This window comes from Pedobacter sp. R-06 (assembly GCF_049913135.1).
Lineage (GTDB): Bacteria > Bacteroidota > Bacteroidia > Sphingobacteriales > Sphingobacteriaceae > Pedobacter.
In genome coordinates this window covers 4614555-4635250 of the sequence record NZ_CP183977.1, presented here as the reverse complement: position 1 = coordinate 4635250, position 20696 = coordinate 4614555, and the positions used below count along the sequence as shown (strand labels likewise).

At 38.6% G+C, this 20696-nt stretch carries 12 protein-coding genes; all 12 read left to right on the top strand.

Annotated elements, in window-relative coordinates; translation table 11 throughout:
* Nucleotides 1-4: 4 nt before the first annotated feature.
* The 12 genes from ACN9MR_RS18495 to ACN9MR_RS18440 all read left to right on the top strand — a co-directional run bounded on the left by ACN9MR_RS18495 (nucleotide 5) and on the right by ACN9MR_RS18440 (nucleotide 20663).
* Nucleotides 5-1684, top strand: coding sequence for a RagB/SusD family nutrient uptake outer membrane protein (locus ACN9MR_RS18495; RefSeq protein WP_426325878.1), 1680 nt, complete (start codon nucleotides 5-7; stop codon nucleotides 1682-1684).
* 197 nt (nucleotides 1685-1881) lie between these two features.
* The gene (locus tag ACN9MR_RS18490; RefSeq protein WP_426325876.1) at nucleotides 1882-2886 is read left to right on the top strand and encodes a LacI family DNA-binding transcriptional regulator; all 1005 of its coding nucleotides are present in this window, start codon (nucleotides 1882-1884) and stop codon (nucleotides 2884-2886) included.
* Nucleotides 2887-3106: 220 nt separating this feature from the next.
* Nucleotides 3107-5551 carry a glutaminase domain-containing protein gene (locus tag ACN9MR_RS18485; protein WP_426325874.1) on the top strand — a complete coding sequence of 815 codons (2445 nt, stop codon included), beginning with the start codon at nucleotides 3107-3109 and terminating at the stop codon, nucleotides 5549-5551.
* 108 nt (nucleotides 5552-5659) lie between these two features.
* Nucleotides 5660-7927 carry a GH92 family glycosyl hydrolase gene (locus ACN9MR_RS18480; RefSeq protein WP_426325872.1) on the top strand — a complete coding sequence of 756 codons (2268 nt, stop codon included), beginning with the start codon at nucleotides 5660-5662 and terminating at the stop codon, nucleotides 7925-7927.
* A gap of 63 nt (nucleotides 7928-7990) precedes the next feature.
* The gene (locus ACN9MR_RS18475; protein ID WP_426325870.1) at nucleotides 7991-8866 is read left to right on the top strand and encodes an ROK family protein; all 876 of its coding nucleotides are present in this window, start codon (nucleotides 7991-7993) and stop codon (nucleotides 8864-8866) included.
* Nucleotides 8867-9595: 729 nt separating this feature from the next.
* A complete protein-coding gene (locus ACN9MR_RS18470) occupies nucleotides 9596-10156 on the top strand; it encodes a discoidin domain-containing protein (protein WP_426325868.1) in 561 nt (186 codons plus the stop codon).
* A gap of 129 nt (nucleotides 10157-10285) precedes the next feature.
* Nucleotides 10286-13489, top strand: a complete 3204-nt coding sequence (locus ACN9MR_RS18465; RefSeq protein WP_426325865.1) for a SusC/RagA family TonB-linked outer membrane protein — start codon at nucleotides 10286-10288, stop codon at nucleotides 13487-13489.
* Between the two features lie 10 nt (nucleotides 13490-13499).
* Complete coding sequence (locus tag ACN9MR_RS18460; RefSeq protein ID WP_426325863.1) at nucleotides 13500-15332, top strand: RagB/SusD family nutrient uptake outer membrane protein; 1833 nt, start codon at nucleotides 13500-13502, stop codon at nucleotides 15330-15332.
* Between the two features lie 58 nt (nucleotides 15333-15390).
* Nucleotides 15391-16362, top strand: a complete 972-nt coding sequence (locus ACN9MR_RS18455; RefSeq protein ID WP_426325862.1) for a hypothetical protein — start codon at nucleotides 15391-15393, stop codon at nucleotides 16360-16362.
* A 108-nt stretch (nucleotides 16363-16470) separates the two neighbouring features.
* On the top strand, nucleotides 16471-17421 hold the full coding sequence (locus ACN9MR_RS18450) for a basic secretory protein-like protein (protein ID WP_426325861.1): 951 nt from the start codon (nucleotides 16471-16473) through the stop codon (nucleotides 17419-17421).
* Nucleotides 17422-17666: 245 nt separating this feature from the next.
* A complete protein-coding gene (locus ACN9MR_RS18445) occupies nucleotides 17667-18338 on the top strand; it encodes a basic secretory protein-like protein (protein ID WP_426325860.1) in 672 nt (223 codons plus the stop codon).
* 36 nt (nucleotides 18339-18374) lie between these two features.
* Nucleotides 18375-20663 carry a GH92 family glycosyl hydrolase gene (locus tag ACN9MR_RS18440; protein ID WP_426325859.1) on the top strand — a complete coding sequence of 763 codons (2289 nt, stop codon included), beginning with the start codon at nucleotides 18375-18377 and terminating at the stop codon, nucleotides 20661-20663.
* Nucleotides 20664-20696 lie beyond the last annotated feature (33 nt).

Below are 20696 nucleotides of genomic sequence, written 5' to 3'. Positions count from 1 at the left end.
AATAATGAAAAATAAAACAATATTACATACAGCATTAATTTTATTGGTTGGCATAGTAAGTGCCTGTACCAAGTTAGATGAGAATGCATACGATCAGATTCCTTCTGATAAATTTTATACCAATAAAAACGAAGTATTATCGGCTGTTTTACGCCCATATACGCACGCAAATGCGTGGGTAACGCCGTCGGGGCAAGATGGCTGGTGGAGACCTGCAGAATTATCTGCAGACCAGCTCGCCTGGCCAACAAAAGGTCCGCATGGCGAAGATAGCGGAAAATGGAAGCGATTGCATTATCATAGCTGGACAGTGGATGAAGCAGGTTTAAATAATGCATGGTCGCTCATTTATGGTGGTATAGGATATTGCAACGATCCTATAGCAAATATCAGCAAACGCGACATTTCTACAATGGGAATTACCCAAAAGGAAAAAGATGAATTTATTTCCGAATTAAAATTATTACGTGCTTTTCATTACCTGAAACTGATGGATTTATTTGGCGGGGTGCCCATTGTAACAGAACCTGCCGATCCTGCAAATCCGGTTTACCCAACTACCTCGAGCAGAAAGCAAGTATTTGATTTTGTTGAGAAAGAGATTAAAGACAATATTAATAATGTGCCGAAATTATCAAGGGCAATGTTAGGCAGAATGAGCCAGGCGAGTGGCTATGCCATGCTTGTAGAACTTTATTTAAATGCCGAAGTGTGGTCAGGTACAGCACGCTGGGATGATTGTATAGCTGCTGCTGATAAATTGATCAACAATGAGGCAGGTGGGCAAAACGGAACAATGCAATTGGATACTACAATAACCGACCAGTTTAAAAATACAAACGATTTATCTAAAGAGGTCATATTTTCAATCGCTTACGATTACACAAGGGCTAAATTCGAACCATCCTGGACAGGCGAATTTTATCATTTTGCCCAAAAAGAAATTTATGGAGGTGGTAGAAATGGCAATGACGGTATTGTACTTGTTCCCGGAGTTTATGACACTTATGAAGCTGACGACCGGCGTAAAAAAGAATGGTTGCTCATTGGCCCGCAATACAAATTTGCCGATACCAACCTTAAAACAAGAGCCGTATTAGGCACGGTAGAATATCAGGGTCTGCCATTGGTTTTTGTGGATAATATCCGGAAAAATAAATCAGGCTCTACTGTTTCCAACATGAGTGAAGGAGAGGAAAACAGCGGTGTCCGTTTCAATAAATATAAACTTGGTAATTCAGTTGCAGGTTTTGTGATCAACGGCAAAGATACAACTGCTGTGAAGCCCGATCCTGATAATTATAACAATACAGACTGGAATGTTTACCGTTTAACATGGATTTACTTTGCCAAAGCAGAAGCATTAATGCGTAAAAGCGGTGGCGCAGCTTCGGCAGAAGCGGTAGCCTTGATTAATACGACTAAAAAACGGGCTTATGCCCCAGCTATACGCGATGCTAAAGCTTATACAACTGCTACTTTAACTTTAAATGAGCTTTTGGCAGAACGGGGCAGAGAATTTATTTTCGAAGGTTTCAGGAGAGATGATTTAATCCGTTTCGGTAAATTTACAACCGGAGCCTGGTGGGATCACACAGCCTCATCAGCAACTAAAGCATTATACCCAATTCCTCAGCGGCAAAGGGACCTTAATCCTAAGCTGACCCAAAACCCAGGATATTAATTTTGATACAAAAGGCGCTTTAAATAGCGCCTTTTGTTATTTAAGCTTTATTATTTATGCTGTGCTGTCCTTTAACAAGCCTTTCTAAAACGATTAACATAAAAAATGTTAAATTGCGTTTTTATAACATGCAAAAATTTAAAAGCTGCAATTTTTATTTAGCTTTGAATTGATTAACTCAAAAGAAATCCAACCAAATGAAATCGCTTTCTATCAAAGACATAGCCGTAAAAGCAAATGTATCCATTACCACAGTTTCATTCATTATTAACGGTAAAGCAAAAGAGAAATCGATAAGCGAAGCAGTAATAGAGAAAGTAGAAAAAATTATCGAAGAAAGTGGTTATAAACCCAATCAGATTGCAAGAAGTTTAAGAACCGGTAATTCCAATATCATCGGCCTGATTATCGAAGATATTTCCAATTCATTCTTCTCCCGGATTGCAAGGTTAATCGAAGATAAAGCCTATAAAAGAGGATATAAAATTATTTATTCCAGTACAGAAAACAGTATCGACAAAGCGAAGGAACTGATCAACATGTTCAAATCGCGAAAAGTTGATGCCTATATTATTTCTCCAATTAAAGGGATAGAAGAAGATATTCAGATGCTTCTTGATGATGGAAACCCGGTAATCCTGTTCGATAGAAATTTGCCTGAAATTAATACCAGTTACGTCGGAGCGGATCATTTTAATGCTTCATACCAATCAATACAGTATTTTATAGATCAAGGTAAAAAAAACATCGCCCTGGTTACTACTGATATCAATGTAGAGCAGATAATAGAACGTTATGATGGTTATAAAAAGGCATTAGAAGATAATGGAATCAAGTATGATGACAACCTGGTTTTAAAGATCCATTTTAATCAGGAAGAGCGCGAAACCATTGCTCAGATTCAAGAACTCTTAGAAAATAAAAAAATTGATGCAGTATTATTTGCAACCAATTATTTGGCAATTAGCGGCTTAAAAGTGTTGAAAAAGATCAATAAGAAAATAGGCGATGACTTTGCTGTTATTGCATACGATGATCATGAAGCTTTCGAACTGCATACACCCGGTATTTCAACAGTTCAGCAACCACTCGAAGAAATTGCAGAAAATGTAATTAAGCTAATTCTTAAACAGCTGTCGACCAAAACTAAACCGGAGAACCAAGAGATCATTATTCCGGCTAAATTAATTATCAGGAATTAAAAATCGGTAACTTAAATGTTACGTTTGGCTATTTTAATATGATTTTTATTTCTCTAATATTGATACTAGTAAAACGTTTTACTTTATTCAGTCTTTTACAACCAAAAAACACAATTTAAACAGCATTATCTTTCGCAGCTTATTTAACTGCCTCACATGAGATTTTTAGTAAATAAATTGGTAAAACGTTTTATTAACTGCAATTAACCAAATATTGATTATGAGAAAATTTTCCTTAGTAGCACTTTGTCTTCTTTTTAATTTAATTACTAAAGCACAAGATAAAGCACCCGCTTATCCGTTAATTACACATGATGCATATTTCAGTATTTGGTCTTTCGGCGATGGGCTTAACCAATCGGTAACTAAACATTGGACAGGGAAGGAGCAATCTTTGCTGGGTGTTATTAAAGTAGACGGTAAGTTTTATCGGTTTTTAGGCGAAGAAAGTAAAACCTTTAAAGAAATACTCCCAGCTGCTGATGCATTAAAATATCAGGCTAGTTACAGCTTCGATAAACCTGAAGCAGGTTGGGAAAATAACAATTACAACGATAATGCCTGGAAAAAAGCCGAAGCTCCTTTTGGGGATGATAACTCTGCCAAAACAAAATGGAATAGCGACGATCTTTACTTTAGAAGAACCTTCGATATAGACAATGTATCGGCTACAAAAAAATACCTAAAACTCAATCACGATGATAATGTAGTTGTTTATTTAAACGGTAAAATAATTTACAAAAAGAATGGATGGGTTTCTGATTATATTTATGTGCCAATTGAAGGCGGTATCTTAAAAACAGGAAAAAATGTATTGGCCATCCATTGTAAAAATACAGCCGGTGGCAGGCATTTAGATGCCGGACTTGTAGAAGAAGATGCCAACAATGTAAAAATTGCTCCCGCTACTCAAACCAATGCATCCGTTCAGGCCACTACTACCAAATATACTTTTAGCTGTGGCCATGTAGAATTACAGGTAGCTTTTACCTCTCCATTATTGCTTAACGATATTAAATTAACCGCAAGGCCAATCAGTTATATCAATTATGCCGTAAAATCTACTGATGGCAAGCCACATAATGTTGATATTTTCTTCGGTGCATCATCAAACCTGGCCGTAAATACACCAAACCAAAGTATATCGGCCTGGAAGAGTTCGAAGAACAATCTCTCTATCTTAAAAACAGGGACCGTAGAACAGCCGGTGTTAAAGAAACGGGGAGATGATCTGCGTATCGATTGGGGCTATTTATATGTGGCTGTTCCCGCCAGGTTTAATGCCACTCAATTTATAGACACGCAGAACGAAAGCTTAAAAAGTTTCGTCGAATCTAAATATCCCATGCAAACACAGGTTTTAAATTCAAAAGGCCTAAACCTCAGCAGTATTATTCCTTTCGGTTCGGTTTCTTCAACCCCGGTAGATAAATATATGATGTTGGGTTATGATGACCTTAAATCGGTTGAATACTTTGGCGAAAAGCTGCAACCCGTTTGGCGACAATCAGGTTCACAGCAATTCGAAGATCAGCTGGCCGAGGCCAATGCTCAATACCCTTCGTTAAAAACCAAATGCGCCACTTTTGATGCTAAATTATACGCCGATGCAGAAAATGCCGGTGGAAAAGAGTATGCAGAGCTATGTAAATTAGCATACAGGCAGGCTATTGCAGCGCATAAAATTGTGTATGCACCAAATGGCGATATCCTGTTCCTGTCGAAAGAAAATTTTAGTAATGGATCAATCAATACTGTAGATGTAACATATCCATCAGCACCACAATTTTTGGTGTATAATCCCGAATTATTAAAAGGAATGCTAAATGGTATTTTCTATTATTCAGAAAGTGGAAAATGGAAGAAACCATTTGCTGCACACGATTTAGGCACTTATCCCTTAGCCAACGGCCAAACTTATGGTGAAGATATGCCAGTAGAAGAAGCTGGAAATATGATCATCTTAACTGCTGCCATCACCAAGGCTGAAGGAAATGCTAAGTATGCGGAGAAACATTGGGAGGTAATGTCTGTATGGGCAAACTATCTGCTAAGAGAAGGTTTCGATCCGGCCAATCAATTATGCACCGATGATTTTGCGGGGCATTTGGCCAGAAATTCGAATTTATCGGTAAAAGCTATTGTAGCTTTAGGCGCTTATGCGCAAATGGCGCAATTATTAGGCAAGGCTGATGTAGCTACAAAATATAGAACAGCTGCATTACAAATGACCCAGAACTGGATGAAACTTGCCGATGATGGCGATCATTATGCGTTAACTTTTAATGATAAAAATACCTGGAGCCAGAAATACAACCTCGTTTGGGACAAACTTTTAAAACTTGATCTTTTTCCTAAAGAAGTGTACCAAAAGGAGATTAACTTTTATTTAACCAAACAAAAAGAATTCGGATTACCATTGGATAGCCGTAGAACTTACACCAAATCTGACTGGATTATGTGGACGGCTACTTTGGCTGATAACGAAGTCGATTTTCAAAAATTTGTAAGTCCGATATATCGTTTTGCAACCGAAACGGAGAGTAAGGTGCCATTAAGCGACTGGCACGAAACTACCAATGGAAAAATGACAGGCTTTCAGGCGAGAAGTGTTGTTGGCGGTTATTTCATCAAGATGTTGGCCGATAAATGGAATATTAAATAATCATATAATCAGCGCTGCATGCCTATAACTGCGCTCACAAATGCTGGTTTTTTAAATACACAGCCTGGTTTTGGTTATATCGGCTGGAAAGAATAAACACACAAACAAATGAAATTTAAATTAATCGCATCCATTTTATGCTGCCTTGCTGCCAAAGGTTTATTGGCGCAGCAGAGAGATTGGGTTCACTACGTTAACACACTTCAGGGCACGAATTCTAAGCACGAACTCACCAGAGGTAATACCTATCCAACAACGGCACTGCCATTTGGTATGCATACCTGGACACCCCAAACGGGTAGAAATGGTGATGGTTGGAAATATCAATACTTTAAAGATAAAATCAGGGGCTTTCAGCAAGCGCACCAATGTAGTTCGTGGACGCGAGATTATGCGGTATTTTCTTTAATGCCAATGGTTGATGAGCTAATTGTAAATGAAGATAAACGCGAAACCAAGTTTAGTCATCAGGATGAGATTGCTAAACCAAACTATTATAAAGTAACTTTCGAAAACGATATCACAACCGAAATTTCACCATCAGAGCGTGGTGCACACCTCAGGTTCAGCTATCCAAAAGGCAAAAGAAGCTTTTTAATTTTAGACGGATACAACAGGTTAAGCGGCGTTCAGATCTATCCTAAAGAAAATAAAATAACGGGCTGGGTAAACAATGGCGAAGGCTTTAAAAGAGGCTGGAAAAGTTATTTCGTAGTTCAGTTCGATCAAGCAATCAAAGCTTATGGCACCTGGGAAAACAAACGTAATACCATTTCAAAGGATTCTATTTCTGCTGAAGGATTGGGAAAAGGCGCATTTGTACAGTTTGAATCTGGGACAAAGGTACAGGTGAAAACCGCCTCATCTTATATCAGTTTACAACAGGCCGAACTCAATTTAAAAAGAGAACTGGGCAGTGATAAGACTTTAGAAGATACCAAAGCCCGTGCTGCTGCGGTATGGAATAAATCGCTTGGTAAGATAGAAGTAGAAGGCGGATCTAAAGCAGACATGGAAACTTTTTACTCCTGCTTTTTTAGGGCAAGCCTGTTCTCCAGAAAGTTTTATGAAATAAATGAAGCTGGAAAACCATATTACTTTAGTCCGTATGATGGTAAAGTACACGATGGGTATATGTTTACCGATACGGGTTTCTGGGATACCTTCCGTGCGCAATTTCCGCTAAACACACTGGTGCAGCCAGAAATGCACGGTCGTTATATGCAGGCCATGCTCGATGCCTATGAGCAATGTGGTTGGTTGCCATCGTGGTCTTTCCCTAGCGAAGCAGGAAGCATGATTGGGAACCACGCCATTTCTTTGCTAACAGATGCCTGGGCAAAAGGAATCAGAACGTTTGATCCGAAAAAAGCGCTGGACGCTTATTATCACGAAGCAATGAATAAAGGGCCATGGGGCCCGGCAAATGGCAGGGATGGCGTAACCGAGTATAATCAATTGGGTTATGTTCCCTATCCAAAATACAGGGAAGCTACCGCTAAAACATTAGAATATGCTTATGATGATTTTTGCGCTTACTATTTGGCTAAAATGATAGGAGATAAGTCTTACATGAAGGTTTTTGAAAAACCCATGTACAATTATAAAAATGTTTATGATCCTTCTACCCGTTTTATGAGGGGGAGAAACGCAGAGGGGAAATGGTCGCCAAATTTCGACCCAACTGAGTGGGGAGGCCCATTTACTGAAGGAAATGCATGGCATTGGCAATGGTCGGTTTTTCAGGATATCAAAGGTTTAATTAATCTGATGGGGGGTAACAGCAATTTCATCGCAAAATTAGATTCTGTTTTTAGCGAGCCCAATAAAGTAAATGTAGGTTCGTACGGTGGCATGATCCATGAAATGACCGAAATGGTAATGGCCAACATGGGCCAATATGCGCATGGAAACCAGCCCATACAGCATATGGTTTATTTATATAATTATGCTAATCAACCGTGGAAAACCCAGTTTTATGCCCGTGAAGTGATGCATAAACTGTACAATGCCACAGAAAATGGTTATCCCGGAGACGAAGACCAGGGGCAAACCTCATCGTGGTATGTTTTAAGCGCACTAGGATTTTACAGCGTAACACCAGGTACAGGGGAGTACGTTTTAGGAAGCCCAATGTTTAAAAAAACGACTATTAATTTAGAAAATGGCAAAAAATTCGTCATTGAAGCACCTGCCAACAATGCTGTCAATGTTTATATAAAATCGGCAAGCTTAAATGGTAAAAATTATACCAAAAATTTTATAAATCATAGCGATTTGTTAAAAGGAGGAGTGTTAAAATTAGAGATGAATGTTAAACCTTCGTTAAATAGGGGGTTATCAGAAGAAGATAAGCCATTTTCAATCAGTAAATAAAAATTGAATTGCTACTTTTGGCGATTAATTCAGATTAAAGAATAGATAACAGAAATATATAGAATGGAAAAGCCTGTTGCATTAGGTGTAGATATTGGCGGCTCGCATATTACGGCCGCATTGGTGGATTTAGAAACAAGAACTTTGGTGAAGGATTCTATCAAACGTAGCCCTGTGAATTCACAGGAGAGTAAAGAAGTGATTTTGTCGGCATGGTGCGATATCATCAATAAGGCTTTTAAAAATATTAAGAACGGTGCCCGAAATGTTGGAATTGCCATGCCAGGTCCTTTTAATTATAGTGAGGGCATTTCATTAATCAAAGACCAGGATAAGTTTAAATCACTTTATCAGATCAATGTGAAAGAAGAACTGTCTGAAAGGTTGGATATCCCTGCAGAGCATATTCACTTTATAAACGATGCAGCAGGTTTTTTACAAGGTGAGGTTTTTGCCGGCGCTGCCAAAGGAAATGCCAGTGTGTTGGGCTTAACGCTTGGTACGGGCCTCGGCTCATCGCTTTGTCTCAATGATAAAGCTTTTGATGCTGACCTTTGGAACTCCGAATTTTTAGATGGAATTGCTGAAGATTACTTATCTACGCGCTGGTTCGTAAAACGTTTTAATCAACTTAGTGGAAAAGCTGTTGCAGGGGTTAAAGAGCTGGTAGAAATTGTAGAAACCGATCATTATGCAACCATGGTTTTTATGGAGTTCGGCTATAACCTGGCCCAGTTTTTAATCCCGGTTATTAAACAGCATAAAATTGATACTGTGATTGTTGGAGGTAATATTGCACAGTCTTTTAGTGCTTTTGCACCCGAGTTGATCGCAACATTAAAAGGTAACGGCATCGACACGGAAATAAAAATATCTGAACTTAAGGAACATGCAGCGTTAATTGGTGCTGCAAGTTGCTGCGATTTGAGCTTAACCTAGCGCATTGCCAGAATAGCTTACAATATTTTAAGCTTATTCTAATAACAGCCGCAGAATTGCAATTTTCATCAAGTAATTCTGCGGTAAGTCTTCACTTTTTCTTTTTCTTAAAAAAAGTATTGCTTTTCATAAGATATTTTATTGTTATTTAATCTGTTTAGGCTATTAATCTAATTTTCAGAGATTAATTCAGATAAAAAAAATAAAATAATTCTTGATTTATTAATAATATGCTTATTATTGTTTAATAAAACGTTTTAGTATTAGTGTTTTAGCGATTACAATCATTTGATAGGTAGTAAAGTGTTGATGAAAATCAAGGCTTTTTTTTATCAAAGGTTACTAAAACGTTTTAGTTTAACTAATAACCAACTAATTACTAATACAGAAATACAAGGAGGAGCTAAATGAAGTAAAATTTACATGATAATTTATCCCCGATCTACCTTCAACGGAAAAACCAAAACAAACTAAATAATCATTTATAAATAAAATACTGAATCAGCTTTGGTATCGCCGCAGGCTACGTGATATTTTGATTAAAGTAACTAGTATTAAGGCAGGGTTATGTCTCAATACGGTTTTTATTATAGAATATGTGCGGTATCGGAAGAAGGCTTCAGAACTATCAGACATTCTTGAAAAATCAATTAAAATTCCTGATCATTCATTGATCTGCGATTAACTATTGCACATTTTAATAACCAACAAACTATAAATTAATCAATTATGAATCTTTTAAAAATGACCAGGAGCACTTTCGGACTCTGTATTGCTCTGGCTTTACTTTTTGGATGCGGTAAAGAAGAATATCCTGCAGTGGATCTTTTTACCTGGAAAGCCAAAGTTGATGTAACGGCAAAAGCCGCACTTTCTGTTAACGTAGAGAACTCTGGTGGGGCTTCTGCCGGAGAAGGATCTTTAAAAGTAGTGGATAATGATATTAACTCGAAATTCCTGATCAATCCTTATCAGTCGAGCCTTTATCTCCAGTTAACTTTCCCTTCACCTCAACAAGTGGCCTCTTATACTTTAACATCAGGTGGCGATGCTCCTGATAGGGATCCTAAAAACTGGAAATTAAGCGGTTCTACAGATGGTAGCAGCTGGGTAGATCTTGATACGAGAACAGGTGAAACATTTTCAGGCCGTAACATGACTAAAACCTACAATTTCAAAAACAAAGTCCTGTATAAATATTACAGACTTAGTATCACGGCAAATAATAACGGCTCTTTGTTCCAGTTATCTGAGTGGCGCGTAATTGAAGTGCCTGAGGAGCAACAGTAATTTGCAGTTAAACTGTGCTGTAAATAAGCATACTAAGATTTATTCTGCCGGATTAATCGGTAGGCAATAAAATTTATTTCAACTGATCAATAGACCAAACAGTATTTCTGTTAACAACAAACTAATTTTATGATGAAAAAAAATACAAATTTAACTGGGAGCAGGCTCAGGCTTAAAGATTGTGCTTTTAAGGCTATCGCTTTTACTTTAGCTTTAAGCAGCAGTTTTTATGCAACAGCTAATGCTTCAGCGATTAATATAAGCAGTTCGGTTTCAGTTAATCAAGCTAAAGCCGATATTGTGATACGCGGTATCATTAAAGATGAAACAGGTGCACCGTTGCCAGGGGCAGGTGTTAAAGTGAAAGGCAGCTCTATCAGTGCAGCTGCTGATGTAAATGGAGCTTTTACCATTACGGTTCCTGATCAAAATACCGTCCTTATTATTACTTACGTGGGTTACGATACCCAGGAAATTACAGTAGGTACCCAAACGGTACTCGATATTCGTTTAAAAGAAACCACAGGTGCTAATTTGCAAGAGGTGGCAATTGTGGGTTTCGGTACGCAGAAAAAAGAAAGTTTGGTTGGTGCGCAATCTTCAGTCAAAGCTTCAGAGTTAAGACAACCAGTATCTAGTATGAGTCAGTTATTGGCTGGTCGTATACCAGGTGTGGTAAACGTATCGAGAAATGGTGAGCCAGGTGCTACTGGATCTGATATTTTTATTCGTGGGGTATCATCGTTAACTGCGAATGATAGAGGTCCGTTGGTAATTATTGATGGTGTTCCAAACCGTAACCTGAACGATATCAGTGTTTACGATGTAGAAAACTTCACCGTTTTAAAAGATGCTGCTGCAACCGCTGTATACGGTATTCGTGGTGCAAACGGCGTAATCTTAATCAATACCAAACAAGGTAAAATCGGCGCCCCTCGTATCAATGTTGAATATTATGAAGGTATTAGCCGCTTCACTAAAAAGCCTGATTTAATTGATGGGGTAGATTATATGAACTTAGCCAACGAAGCTAAATATTCTGATTATTTAAGAGGTGGTGCTGCAGGAGCTTTTACACCAGCTTATTCTATCGATGCCATTCAAAAAACACAAGCGGGTACAGATCCAATCCTTTATCCAAATGTAGATTGGTTTGGTGCTATTTATAGGGATTTTGGTAGAAACAGATCCGTTACCGCCAATTTATCGGGTGGTGTAAGTAATGCAAAATACTATGTTTCACTAGGTTATTATGGCGAAAATGGTTTATTCAAAACAGATGAAGCTGTAAATGATGCCGCTAAACAGAATTTTGAACGCTATAATGTAAGTGCCAATTTAAACTGGGATATTACCGGGACCACCAAGTTGGATTTAGGTATTAAGGGTATTTTAGCGCAAACCAGTTATCCAAGTAACTTATTGGCTCAAGATATTTTTAACCAGGCTTTTTTAATCAACCCAACTTCTTTCCCGGTTTTATATCCGAACGGAAGTTTGCCAGGTATCAGCCCGCAGGCCGATCAACGTAACCCTTATGGTGATGTAACCAGAAATGGATACAGAGTAGGATACAGCACCCAGCTTTATTCTAACATTCGTTTAACCCAGGATTTGAAAGAAATTACGCCGGGCTTATCAGCCACAACCATGTTCTCTTTTGATGTGAACACCAATAGTTCGGTGAACAGAACAAGAAGAGAAAGTTTGTATAGAATTAACCCAAGCGATCCATATATCGTACCTGGAAACCCAGCTTCGGGTTACAAATACGGGTTAATCCTTCAAGGTCAGGAATTCTTAAACTATGGTATTAGTAATGGTGGTGATAAAAAAATATACTTAGAAGCTGCTATTAATTACAACCGTACCTTTGGTAAACATGCCGTAACGGGTTTATTGTTGTATAATCAAAACGATAATACTACGCCATTCGCTGGTAACTTAACGCTTTCTCTACCTTATCGTTTACAAGGTATTGCCAGTCGTGCAACTTACGCCTATGATGATAAGTATTTCTTCGAGGCAAACGTAGGTTATAATGGTTCTGAAAACTTTGCACCAGATAAACGTTACGGGTTTTTCCCGGCATTTGGTGTGGGGTGGCTATTGTCAAACGAAAAATTCTTTGAGCCATTAAAAAATGCTATTCAAATGGTTAAATTCCGCTATTCTGATGGTATTGTAGGTAGTGGTGGTAGTGGCGGGAACTACGTACAGAACGAAAGTGAGCGGTTCTATTATTTGACCAAAGTAGGTAGTGCAAGTGGTTACACTTTCGGTCAAAATGGAAACATTTCTCCAGGTGGTTTAGGTGTAACTGCTTATGGTGTAGATGTAACCTGGGCAGAAACACGTAAACAAGATTTAGGTTTCGAGCTGAAAACATTCAACAATAACTTATCATTAATCGTCGATTTCTTTCAGGAACGTAGAAAAAATCAGTTCATTTCCAGAGGAACAGTGCCAAATTATATTGGCTTGGCTAACACGCCAATTGGTAACTTGGGTATCGTAGAAAATAAAGGTATCGATGGAACCATTCAATATGATGCTCAATTGGGTAAAGATTGGTCGCTTAATTTGAGAGCGAACGTTACTTTCAACAAAGATAAAGTAATCGAAAACGATCAGGCTCCACAGGCTTACCCTTGGATGGAACAGCGTGGATTTAACGTTTTGGCTTCCACTCGTGTAGGTTATATTGCTGAAAAATTATTTGATAGCCAGGCAGAGATTAATGCAAGTGCAACTCAATTTGGTACTTTAATGCCAGGTGACATCAAATACAAGGATTTAAATGGTGACGGAAAAATTGACTCTTTCGATAGAACAATCATTGGTAGGGGAGATCTTCCTAGCACAACTTATGGTTTCGGCTTCTCATTAACCTATAAAAATTTCGATTTTGGATTATTCTTCCAGGGGCAGGATAATGCAGATATCATTTTAGGTATTCCATCATTCGCAAACTCTGGCGGTTTGGGTAACATGTTAGCCGTTGCTGCAGACCGTTGGACACCAACCAACCCACGTCAGGATGCAGTTTATCCGCGTTTATCTTATGGTGGAACAAACAATAACAACTATCAGGCAAGTACCTGGTGGCTTCGCGACATTAGTTTCTTAAGACTGAAAAATGCTGATTTTGGATATACTTTAAAAGAGGGTATCAAAAAATTAGGTATCAAACGTCTCAGAATTTATGGAATGGGTTACAACGTATTTACCATTAGCAAATTTAAACTTTGGGATCCTGAGCTTAACACAAATAATGGTACCCGTTACCCTTTAACCTCTAACTATTCTTTAGGTCTAACAGCTAATTTCTAAAATTAAAAGAATGAAAAAAACACTTATATATACAGTTGGTGCATTGCTGCTAGCAGGCAATTATGGCTGTAAGAAATTTTTGAATCAAGTACCTGACGATAGGTTAACCTTTGAGCAACTATACCAAAGGAAGAACACTGTAGATCAGGCTTTAGCCAATGTTTATTCTACTTTGCCAGAACAAAATCAAGATCGTTCGGCAAGTGCAGCAGGTAATATTGGTCCATGGACTGCCGCTTCTGATGAGGCAGATTACACGTTGCCAAACTTTACCGAAAATGTAAACACAGGTGCCTGGGATGCAACCAGCGGACAGGTAAATTATCACTGGCAAAACTATTACCGCGGTATTCAGGCAGCCAGTACTTTTATGGCAAACGTTACCAGATGTACAGATTGTAATATTGGCGGTATAGATATTGTTAACCGTTACTTTAACGAAGCAAGAGCTTTAAGAGCAATTTATTACTATCATTTAATCAGACAATATGGTCCGGTAGTTTTATTGGGTAATGATCCAATTCAGTCTGATGCACCGCTTGAGGCAATCAGTAAACCACGTAACTCGATGGATGAATGTGTTGATTATGTAGTAAGTGAGCTTACGGCTGCGGCGGCTGGTCTTCCAGCTACGCCACAGGCAAACGAAGATTTTGGTCACATCACGGCATCAGTTGCAGATGCATACAAAATTAAAACATTGTTAACTGCTGCCCGCCCATTATTTAATGGGAATGCTGATTACGCTGGTTTGAGAAATGCAGATGGAAAACAATTAATTAACCAAACATACAGCGCTGCAAAATGGACTAGATTAGCCACTGCTGCAAAAGCATTTTTAGATAACCCAAATTATTCTAGCTATGCGCTTTATAACGTTTCAGCAACGCCATCTGGCTTACCAAACACGGCATTCAACAGGGCTTTTATCGCTACAAGAGATGTGTTTTTAAACGGTTGGAATTCTGAAATCATCTTCGGTAGAGGTGGCGACGTAACATTTTATCAATATTCTTTGGCACCCAATCACAATGGTGCTTCCGGAGGAGATAAAGGCGGTTCTTTTTTATCACCATCTCAACAGTTGGTTGATGCATTTTTTACCGCGAATGGCCTACCTATAGAAAGTGACCCAACTTACACTGCCAATGGAACCTCTAGTTATCAAGCACCAGATCCTAATGATCAAAATACACCAAGAACGATAAGCAATATGTTTGTAAACCGTGAGCCTCGTTTTTACTCGAGCATTACTTACAGCGGTCGTAAATGGATTAATCCGCAATCAAATATCATTACCGATTTCACCAATAGTGGTAATGCAGGTAAAGGCGCAATTGCGAATAACGATTATACCAAAACGGGTTATACTTCAAGAAAACACTTAACCGTTGCAGGTTGGACAACAGGAAGACCAATTTTTACTGTAATCAGGTTAGCCGAAATCTATCTGGATTATATCGAAGCTTTACAGGAAACAAATCCATCAGATCCTGATATTTTGATTTACCTGAATAGAATTCGTACCAGAGCTGGTATTGCCCCTTATGGCAGTGGTGCTGGTGCAATTGCCGTTCCTGCAAACATGAGAGAAGCCATCCGCAGAGAAAGACGCGTTGAACTTGCTTTCGAGTTAGACCGTTATTTTTACACCAGAGAGTGGAAAATTGCCGAAACAACTGATACGCAAATCAGAGGTTTAAATATCGCTCAAAACGCACCGGCATTTTTTACGCCTGTGGTTGTAGAAAACAGGGTTTTCCAAAAGAAACACTATTTGTGGCCGATACCAAATGGCGAAATTCAAAAAGTTCCTGTAATTGTACAAAATACAGGCTGGTAAAATGCATAGCACCGGGTGTTTCACTCGGTGCTTTTTTTAAACAATTAATACTAGGGCTATGAAAAATATTTTACCGTTATCGGCAATTGTACTATTTGCTGTGTTAGCTTGCAACAGTAAAAAAGCACCAGTAGAAACCGTAAAGCCAGCGCCGCCCTTGGTAGAAAGTGTAGATCCGCCTGATGCACCACCAAAAACATGGAAGGAGCATTGGTTTGAGCATGTTCAATTGCTTAACCGGGTTTATTATGATACCAGTGTAGTGGTTTATTACGATGGCGATGTTAAACCAACTATCGCCTGGCCAAAAACATACATGGCCGAAGCCTGGAACTATACCAAAAAAGCTTATGGAAAATTCGGAGATGATAGCCGCTTATTTGTAATTTATCATGCAGGTAAATATAGTGGAGGTCATCCGGGTACTTACCTGGATGCAGGACATGATTATAGAAATGTAACCGATTGTGGTGCCGGCAGTCTCGATGCCTGGACTACCGGCATTGATAATGATATAGATTTGTCTACCCACGAAATCGGCCACATTGTAGAAGGTGCATCAAAAGGTGTAAAAGAATCGCCGGCTTTCGATATCTGGCATGATAGTAAGTGGATGGAGATTTATCAATACGATGTGTATTTAGGCTTAAATAGAACCAACGATGCACAACGTTGGTATAATAAAATGATGACTGTTACAGACAGTTATCCTAAGGCAGGAACACAATGGTTCAAAAATTGGTTTCTTCCAATTTATGATAACTATGGTAAGGCAAAGGTTTTAAATGGTTTCTTTACCTTACTGTCTCAACAATTTCCTAAGCAACAACTCATTGTACAAGGTAAAAGCTATCAACAATATACCAGAAAGATGAATTTTGGCGAATTTATCCACTTTTGGAGTGGCGCAGCGAAAGCAGATTTGGCACCACTTGCATTAACGGCTTTTGGGCCAAAGGACGAAAAAGGAGCAGACTGGGCACCAATGCTGGTCAAGGCCAAAACAGACTTTCCAGCCATCACTTATTAAATTACAATACAATAAACCAATAGCAATGATTCTGCGGTTAGCAAAATCATTGCTACCTCAAAACTCACACAAACGATCATGATTAAGAAGTTATTAATATTCGCGTTTATGTCTTTTATAAGTGCTAATGCCTTTGCGCAAAATAGAGAAAGAGAATACAAAATTACCATCAATGATAAAGATAGTGCAACCAATGCTATGGTAGATGCCAAACTAAAGGCTGCTTTTTTTCAGGTTTACCCAAAATTTGCTCAGGCTGATGGATATCGTACCAAAAGAAATGTAGTGTTAGATTTTGTAACGGAAGAAACACCAACAATACAAGCTAAAGCGGGAGAAATTAAGGTTAACAGCGATTGGGTAAAAGGTAAATCACAATCTAAAATTGAAAAAGAACTGTTTAATGCACTTTCAAAAAACTGGGTTTCTTATAGCAAAGAAAAACACAAGGGCTACGAATTAACATTTATCAGCAAAGATCCAAATTTAGATCCAACGGTAAGAAAAAAGTTAATTGCTACTTATTTCGAAATCTATCCAACCTTAGTTAAAACATTTAATGATAAATCTACACACGATGTACTTTTTGTGGTAGATACAGCATACAAAGCGGTTGCAGAAGCAAGCGGAAACAGAATTTTATTTAGCGCTGGTTACATGAAAGCTCATCCAACCGATATTGATGTGGTAACACACGAAACCATGCATATTGTGCAGGGCTACGGTTATAGTGCTGGCCCGGTTTGGCTAACCGAAGGCATTGCCGATTATGTGCGCTATAAGTATGGTGTTGATAATGTGGGTTCGAAATGGAGTTTGCCTGAGTATAATGCAAAACAGAGCTATAAAAATAGTTATCGCATTACCGCTAGGTTTTTTGCTTGGTTAGAGCAAAATGTTAAACCTGGCTTAATTGCTACTATAGATCAAGAGTTAAGGGCACATCAATACAACGAACAGTCTTGGGCAGCCCTAACTGGAAAAACTGTCGACCAGCTTTGGGAAGATTACAGTAAAGCGCCTCAAAAAGTAAGCCTTACTTATAGCAGTAAAAAATAAAAAATTTATCTGCATAGAGCGGTCGTCATCTCGACTGAAACGAAGTGAAATGGAGAGATCCATCCAGAAAGATTTTTCGGCCCCGGTGCACTTCGCTCGAAATAACGACACGCTGTTTTGTAAAAATAATCATCACTAAAGTAAAATTTTTGATCATTTACTAAATCGTTTTACATATTATATTTATTTTGCAGAACTAAACAGCTAACCAAAGTAAAAATCCATCACAATAAAAATATAATCAGATGAAAAAAATATTTACTTTTTCGATCTTCCTAATGTTTGTTTCGGCCTTTTCAGCCCATTTAAAAGCACAGGAAATCACAAAAAAAAGTAGTTATACCTTATCGTTCGAGAGCAATTTTAAGGAATTAGACCCTCAATTGAAGAAACGGTTAATCAAAACTTTTTTCGAAGTTTACCCAAAACTGGCCAAAGAGTATAATCCGTCGACCATAAAAGAAGTGAAATTTTTTGTAGATACGGCTTATAAAGGTGTGGCTGCAACTGCTGATGGTAAAGTTACCTTTAGCTCGATCTGGATGGTGAAACACCCGGAAGATATTGATGTAGTAACCCACGAAGTAATGCACATTGTACAAGATTATGGCCGAAGCGTTGGCCCTGGCTGGTTAACTGAAGGTATTGCCGATTATGCACGCTATAAATTTGGCGTAGATAATGCCGGTGCTAAATGGTCATTACCAGCTTTAAAACCAGAACATAGTTATAAAAACAGCTACCGCATTACTGCAGGTTTTTTTGCCTGGATGGAGAAAAATGTAAAGCCGGGTATTATTAAAACCGTTGATGCAGCTTTAAGAGACCACACTTATACCAAAGATATCTGGACAAAATTAACGGGTAAAGATTTAGATGCGCTTTGGGCAGATTATGTTAAAAATTCGGAAGTTTAAAATAAATACAAGCATATAAAAACACAAACACAACAAATGAAAAAATTATTTATCGCCTTACTGAGTGTTGCGGCATCAACCAGCTTCGCACAAACAATAGGCAAAATTACAGATCCGGTAGATTGGATAAACCCTTTAATGGGAACGGCATCCAAACCATCACTATCTAACGGAAATACCTACCCTGCAATTGGTTTGCCATGGGGAATGAATATGTGGTCGCCACAAACCGGTAAAAATGGCGATGGATGGGCTTATGTTTACGATGCCGACAAAATCCGTGGCTTTAAACAAACGCATCAGCCTTCACCCTGGATGAACGATTACGGCGCTTTTTCAATTATGCCCGTTACTGGCAAATTAAGATTCACAGATGATGACCGCGCAAGCTGGTTCAGCCATAAAGCAGAGGTTTCTAAACCATATTATTACAGTGTTTATTTAGCAGATGCTGATGTAACCACCGAAATTACCCCAACAGAACGTGCTGCCCAGTTCAGGTTTACCTTTCCTAAAACGGATAGTGCTTATGTGGTAGTAGATGCACAGAATAAAGGTTCTTATATTAAAATTATACCGGCAGAAAGAAAAATTATTGGTTATACCGCTAAATATGCCCGTGGGCCACTGCCTAAAAATTTCAAAAATTACTTTGTAATCTATTTCAACAAAGATTTCAAATTGGCTAAAACCTGGGATGATAAAAAACTTAACGATAAAGATTTAGAATTAACTGTAGATCATGCCGGGGCCGTTATTGGTTTCGCAACACAAAAAGGCGAGCAGGTAATTGCAAAGGTGGCTTCTTCATTTATCAGTTTTGAGCAGGCCGATTTAAACCTAAAAAGAGAATTGGCTAACGATGGTTTCGATGCCACGAAAGCGAAAGGTAGAGCAACCTGGAACAAAACCTTAAGTAAAATTGCAGTTGAAGGCGGTACTATAGATCAAACGCGTACTTTCTATTCGGCAATGTACCGTACCTTGTTCTTCCCCAATAAATTATACGAAATTGATGCACAAAACCAGATTGTACACTGGAGTCCTTACAACGGACAGGTTTTACCAGGATACATGTTCGCTGGAACGGGTTTCTGGGATACTTTTAGGGCATTATATCCTTTCTTAAACCTCGTTTATCCTTCAATCAACAAGGAAATGCAGCAAGGCCTAATCAACGATTACAAAGAAGGGGGCTGGTTGCCAGAGTGGAGCAGTCCGGGTTATGCAAATATTATGGTGGGTAACAACTCTGCTTCGGTAGTTTCAGATGCTTATATTAAAGGCATGCGTGGTTACGACATAGAAACGTTATGGCAGGCTTTAAAACATGGCGCAAACAATGAAGGCCCTATGGAAGCTGTTGGCCGCGATGGTGTTAAATATTACAACGAATTGGGCTATGTACCTTTCGATGTGAAAAAGAATGAAAATGCCGCTAAAACATTAGAGTATTCTTACGATGACTTTACCATTTATCAATTGGGAAGAGCTTTGGGTAAACCAGCATCTGAGATCGATATTTATAAGAAAAGAGCCATGAACTATAAGAATCTTTTCGATCCTGCTTCTGGTTTAATGCGTGGTAAAAATCAGGATGGAACTTTCCAAAGCCCATTCAGTCCATTTAAATGGGGCGGTGCATTTACCGAAGGCAACAGCTGGCATTATACCTGGTCGGTTTTCCAGGATGTTGACGGTTTAGCCAAACTAATGGGCGGTCATAGTAAATTTGTAACCAAACTCGATTCAGTTTTCTCGATGCCTCCGGTATTCGATGAAAGTGCTTACGGCGGTGTAATTCATGAAATTCGCGAAATGCAGATTGCAAACATGGGCCAATACGCACATGGTAACCAACCGATCCAGCACATGATTTACCTCTATAACTACGGTGGTGCGCCTTATAAAACACAATACTGGGTAAGAGAAACCATGAACAGAATGTATAAAGCCACTCCCGATGGATATTGTGGTGACGAAGATAACGGACAAACTTCTGCCTGGTATGTTTTCTCTGCAATGGGCTTCTATCCGGTAACACCAGCGGTTGATCAGTATGTTTTAGGTGCTCCTTTGTTTAAAAAGGTAACCATTACTTTAGAAAGTGGTAAAACTGTGGTGATTAATGCGGCAGCCAATAGCGATAACAACCGTTATGTTCAGTCGTTACAAATGAACGGTAAACCATATTCTAAAAACTGGATCAGCCACAGTGGTTTGCAAAAAGGTGCGGTGTTAAATTTCAATATGACAGCAATGCCGAATAAGACCAGAGGTTCAAATCCAGCTGATTTCCCTTATTCATTATCAACAGAAAAATAGAAAAACAATAGAGACTGTATCATAAATATAGAT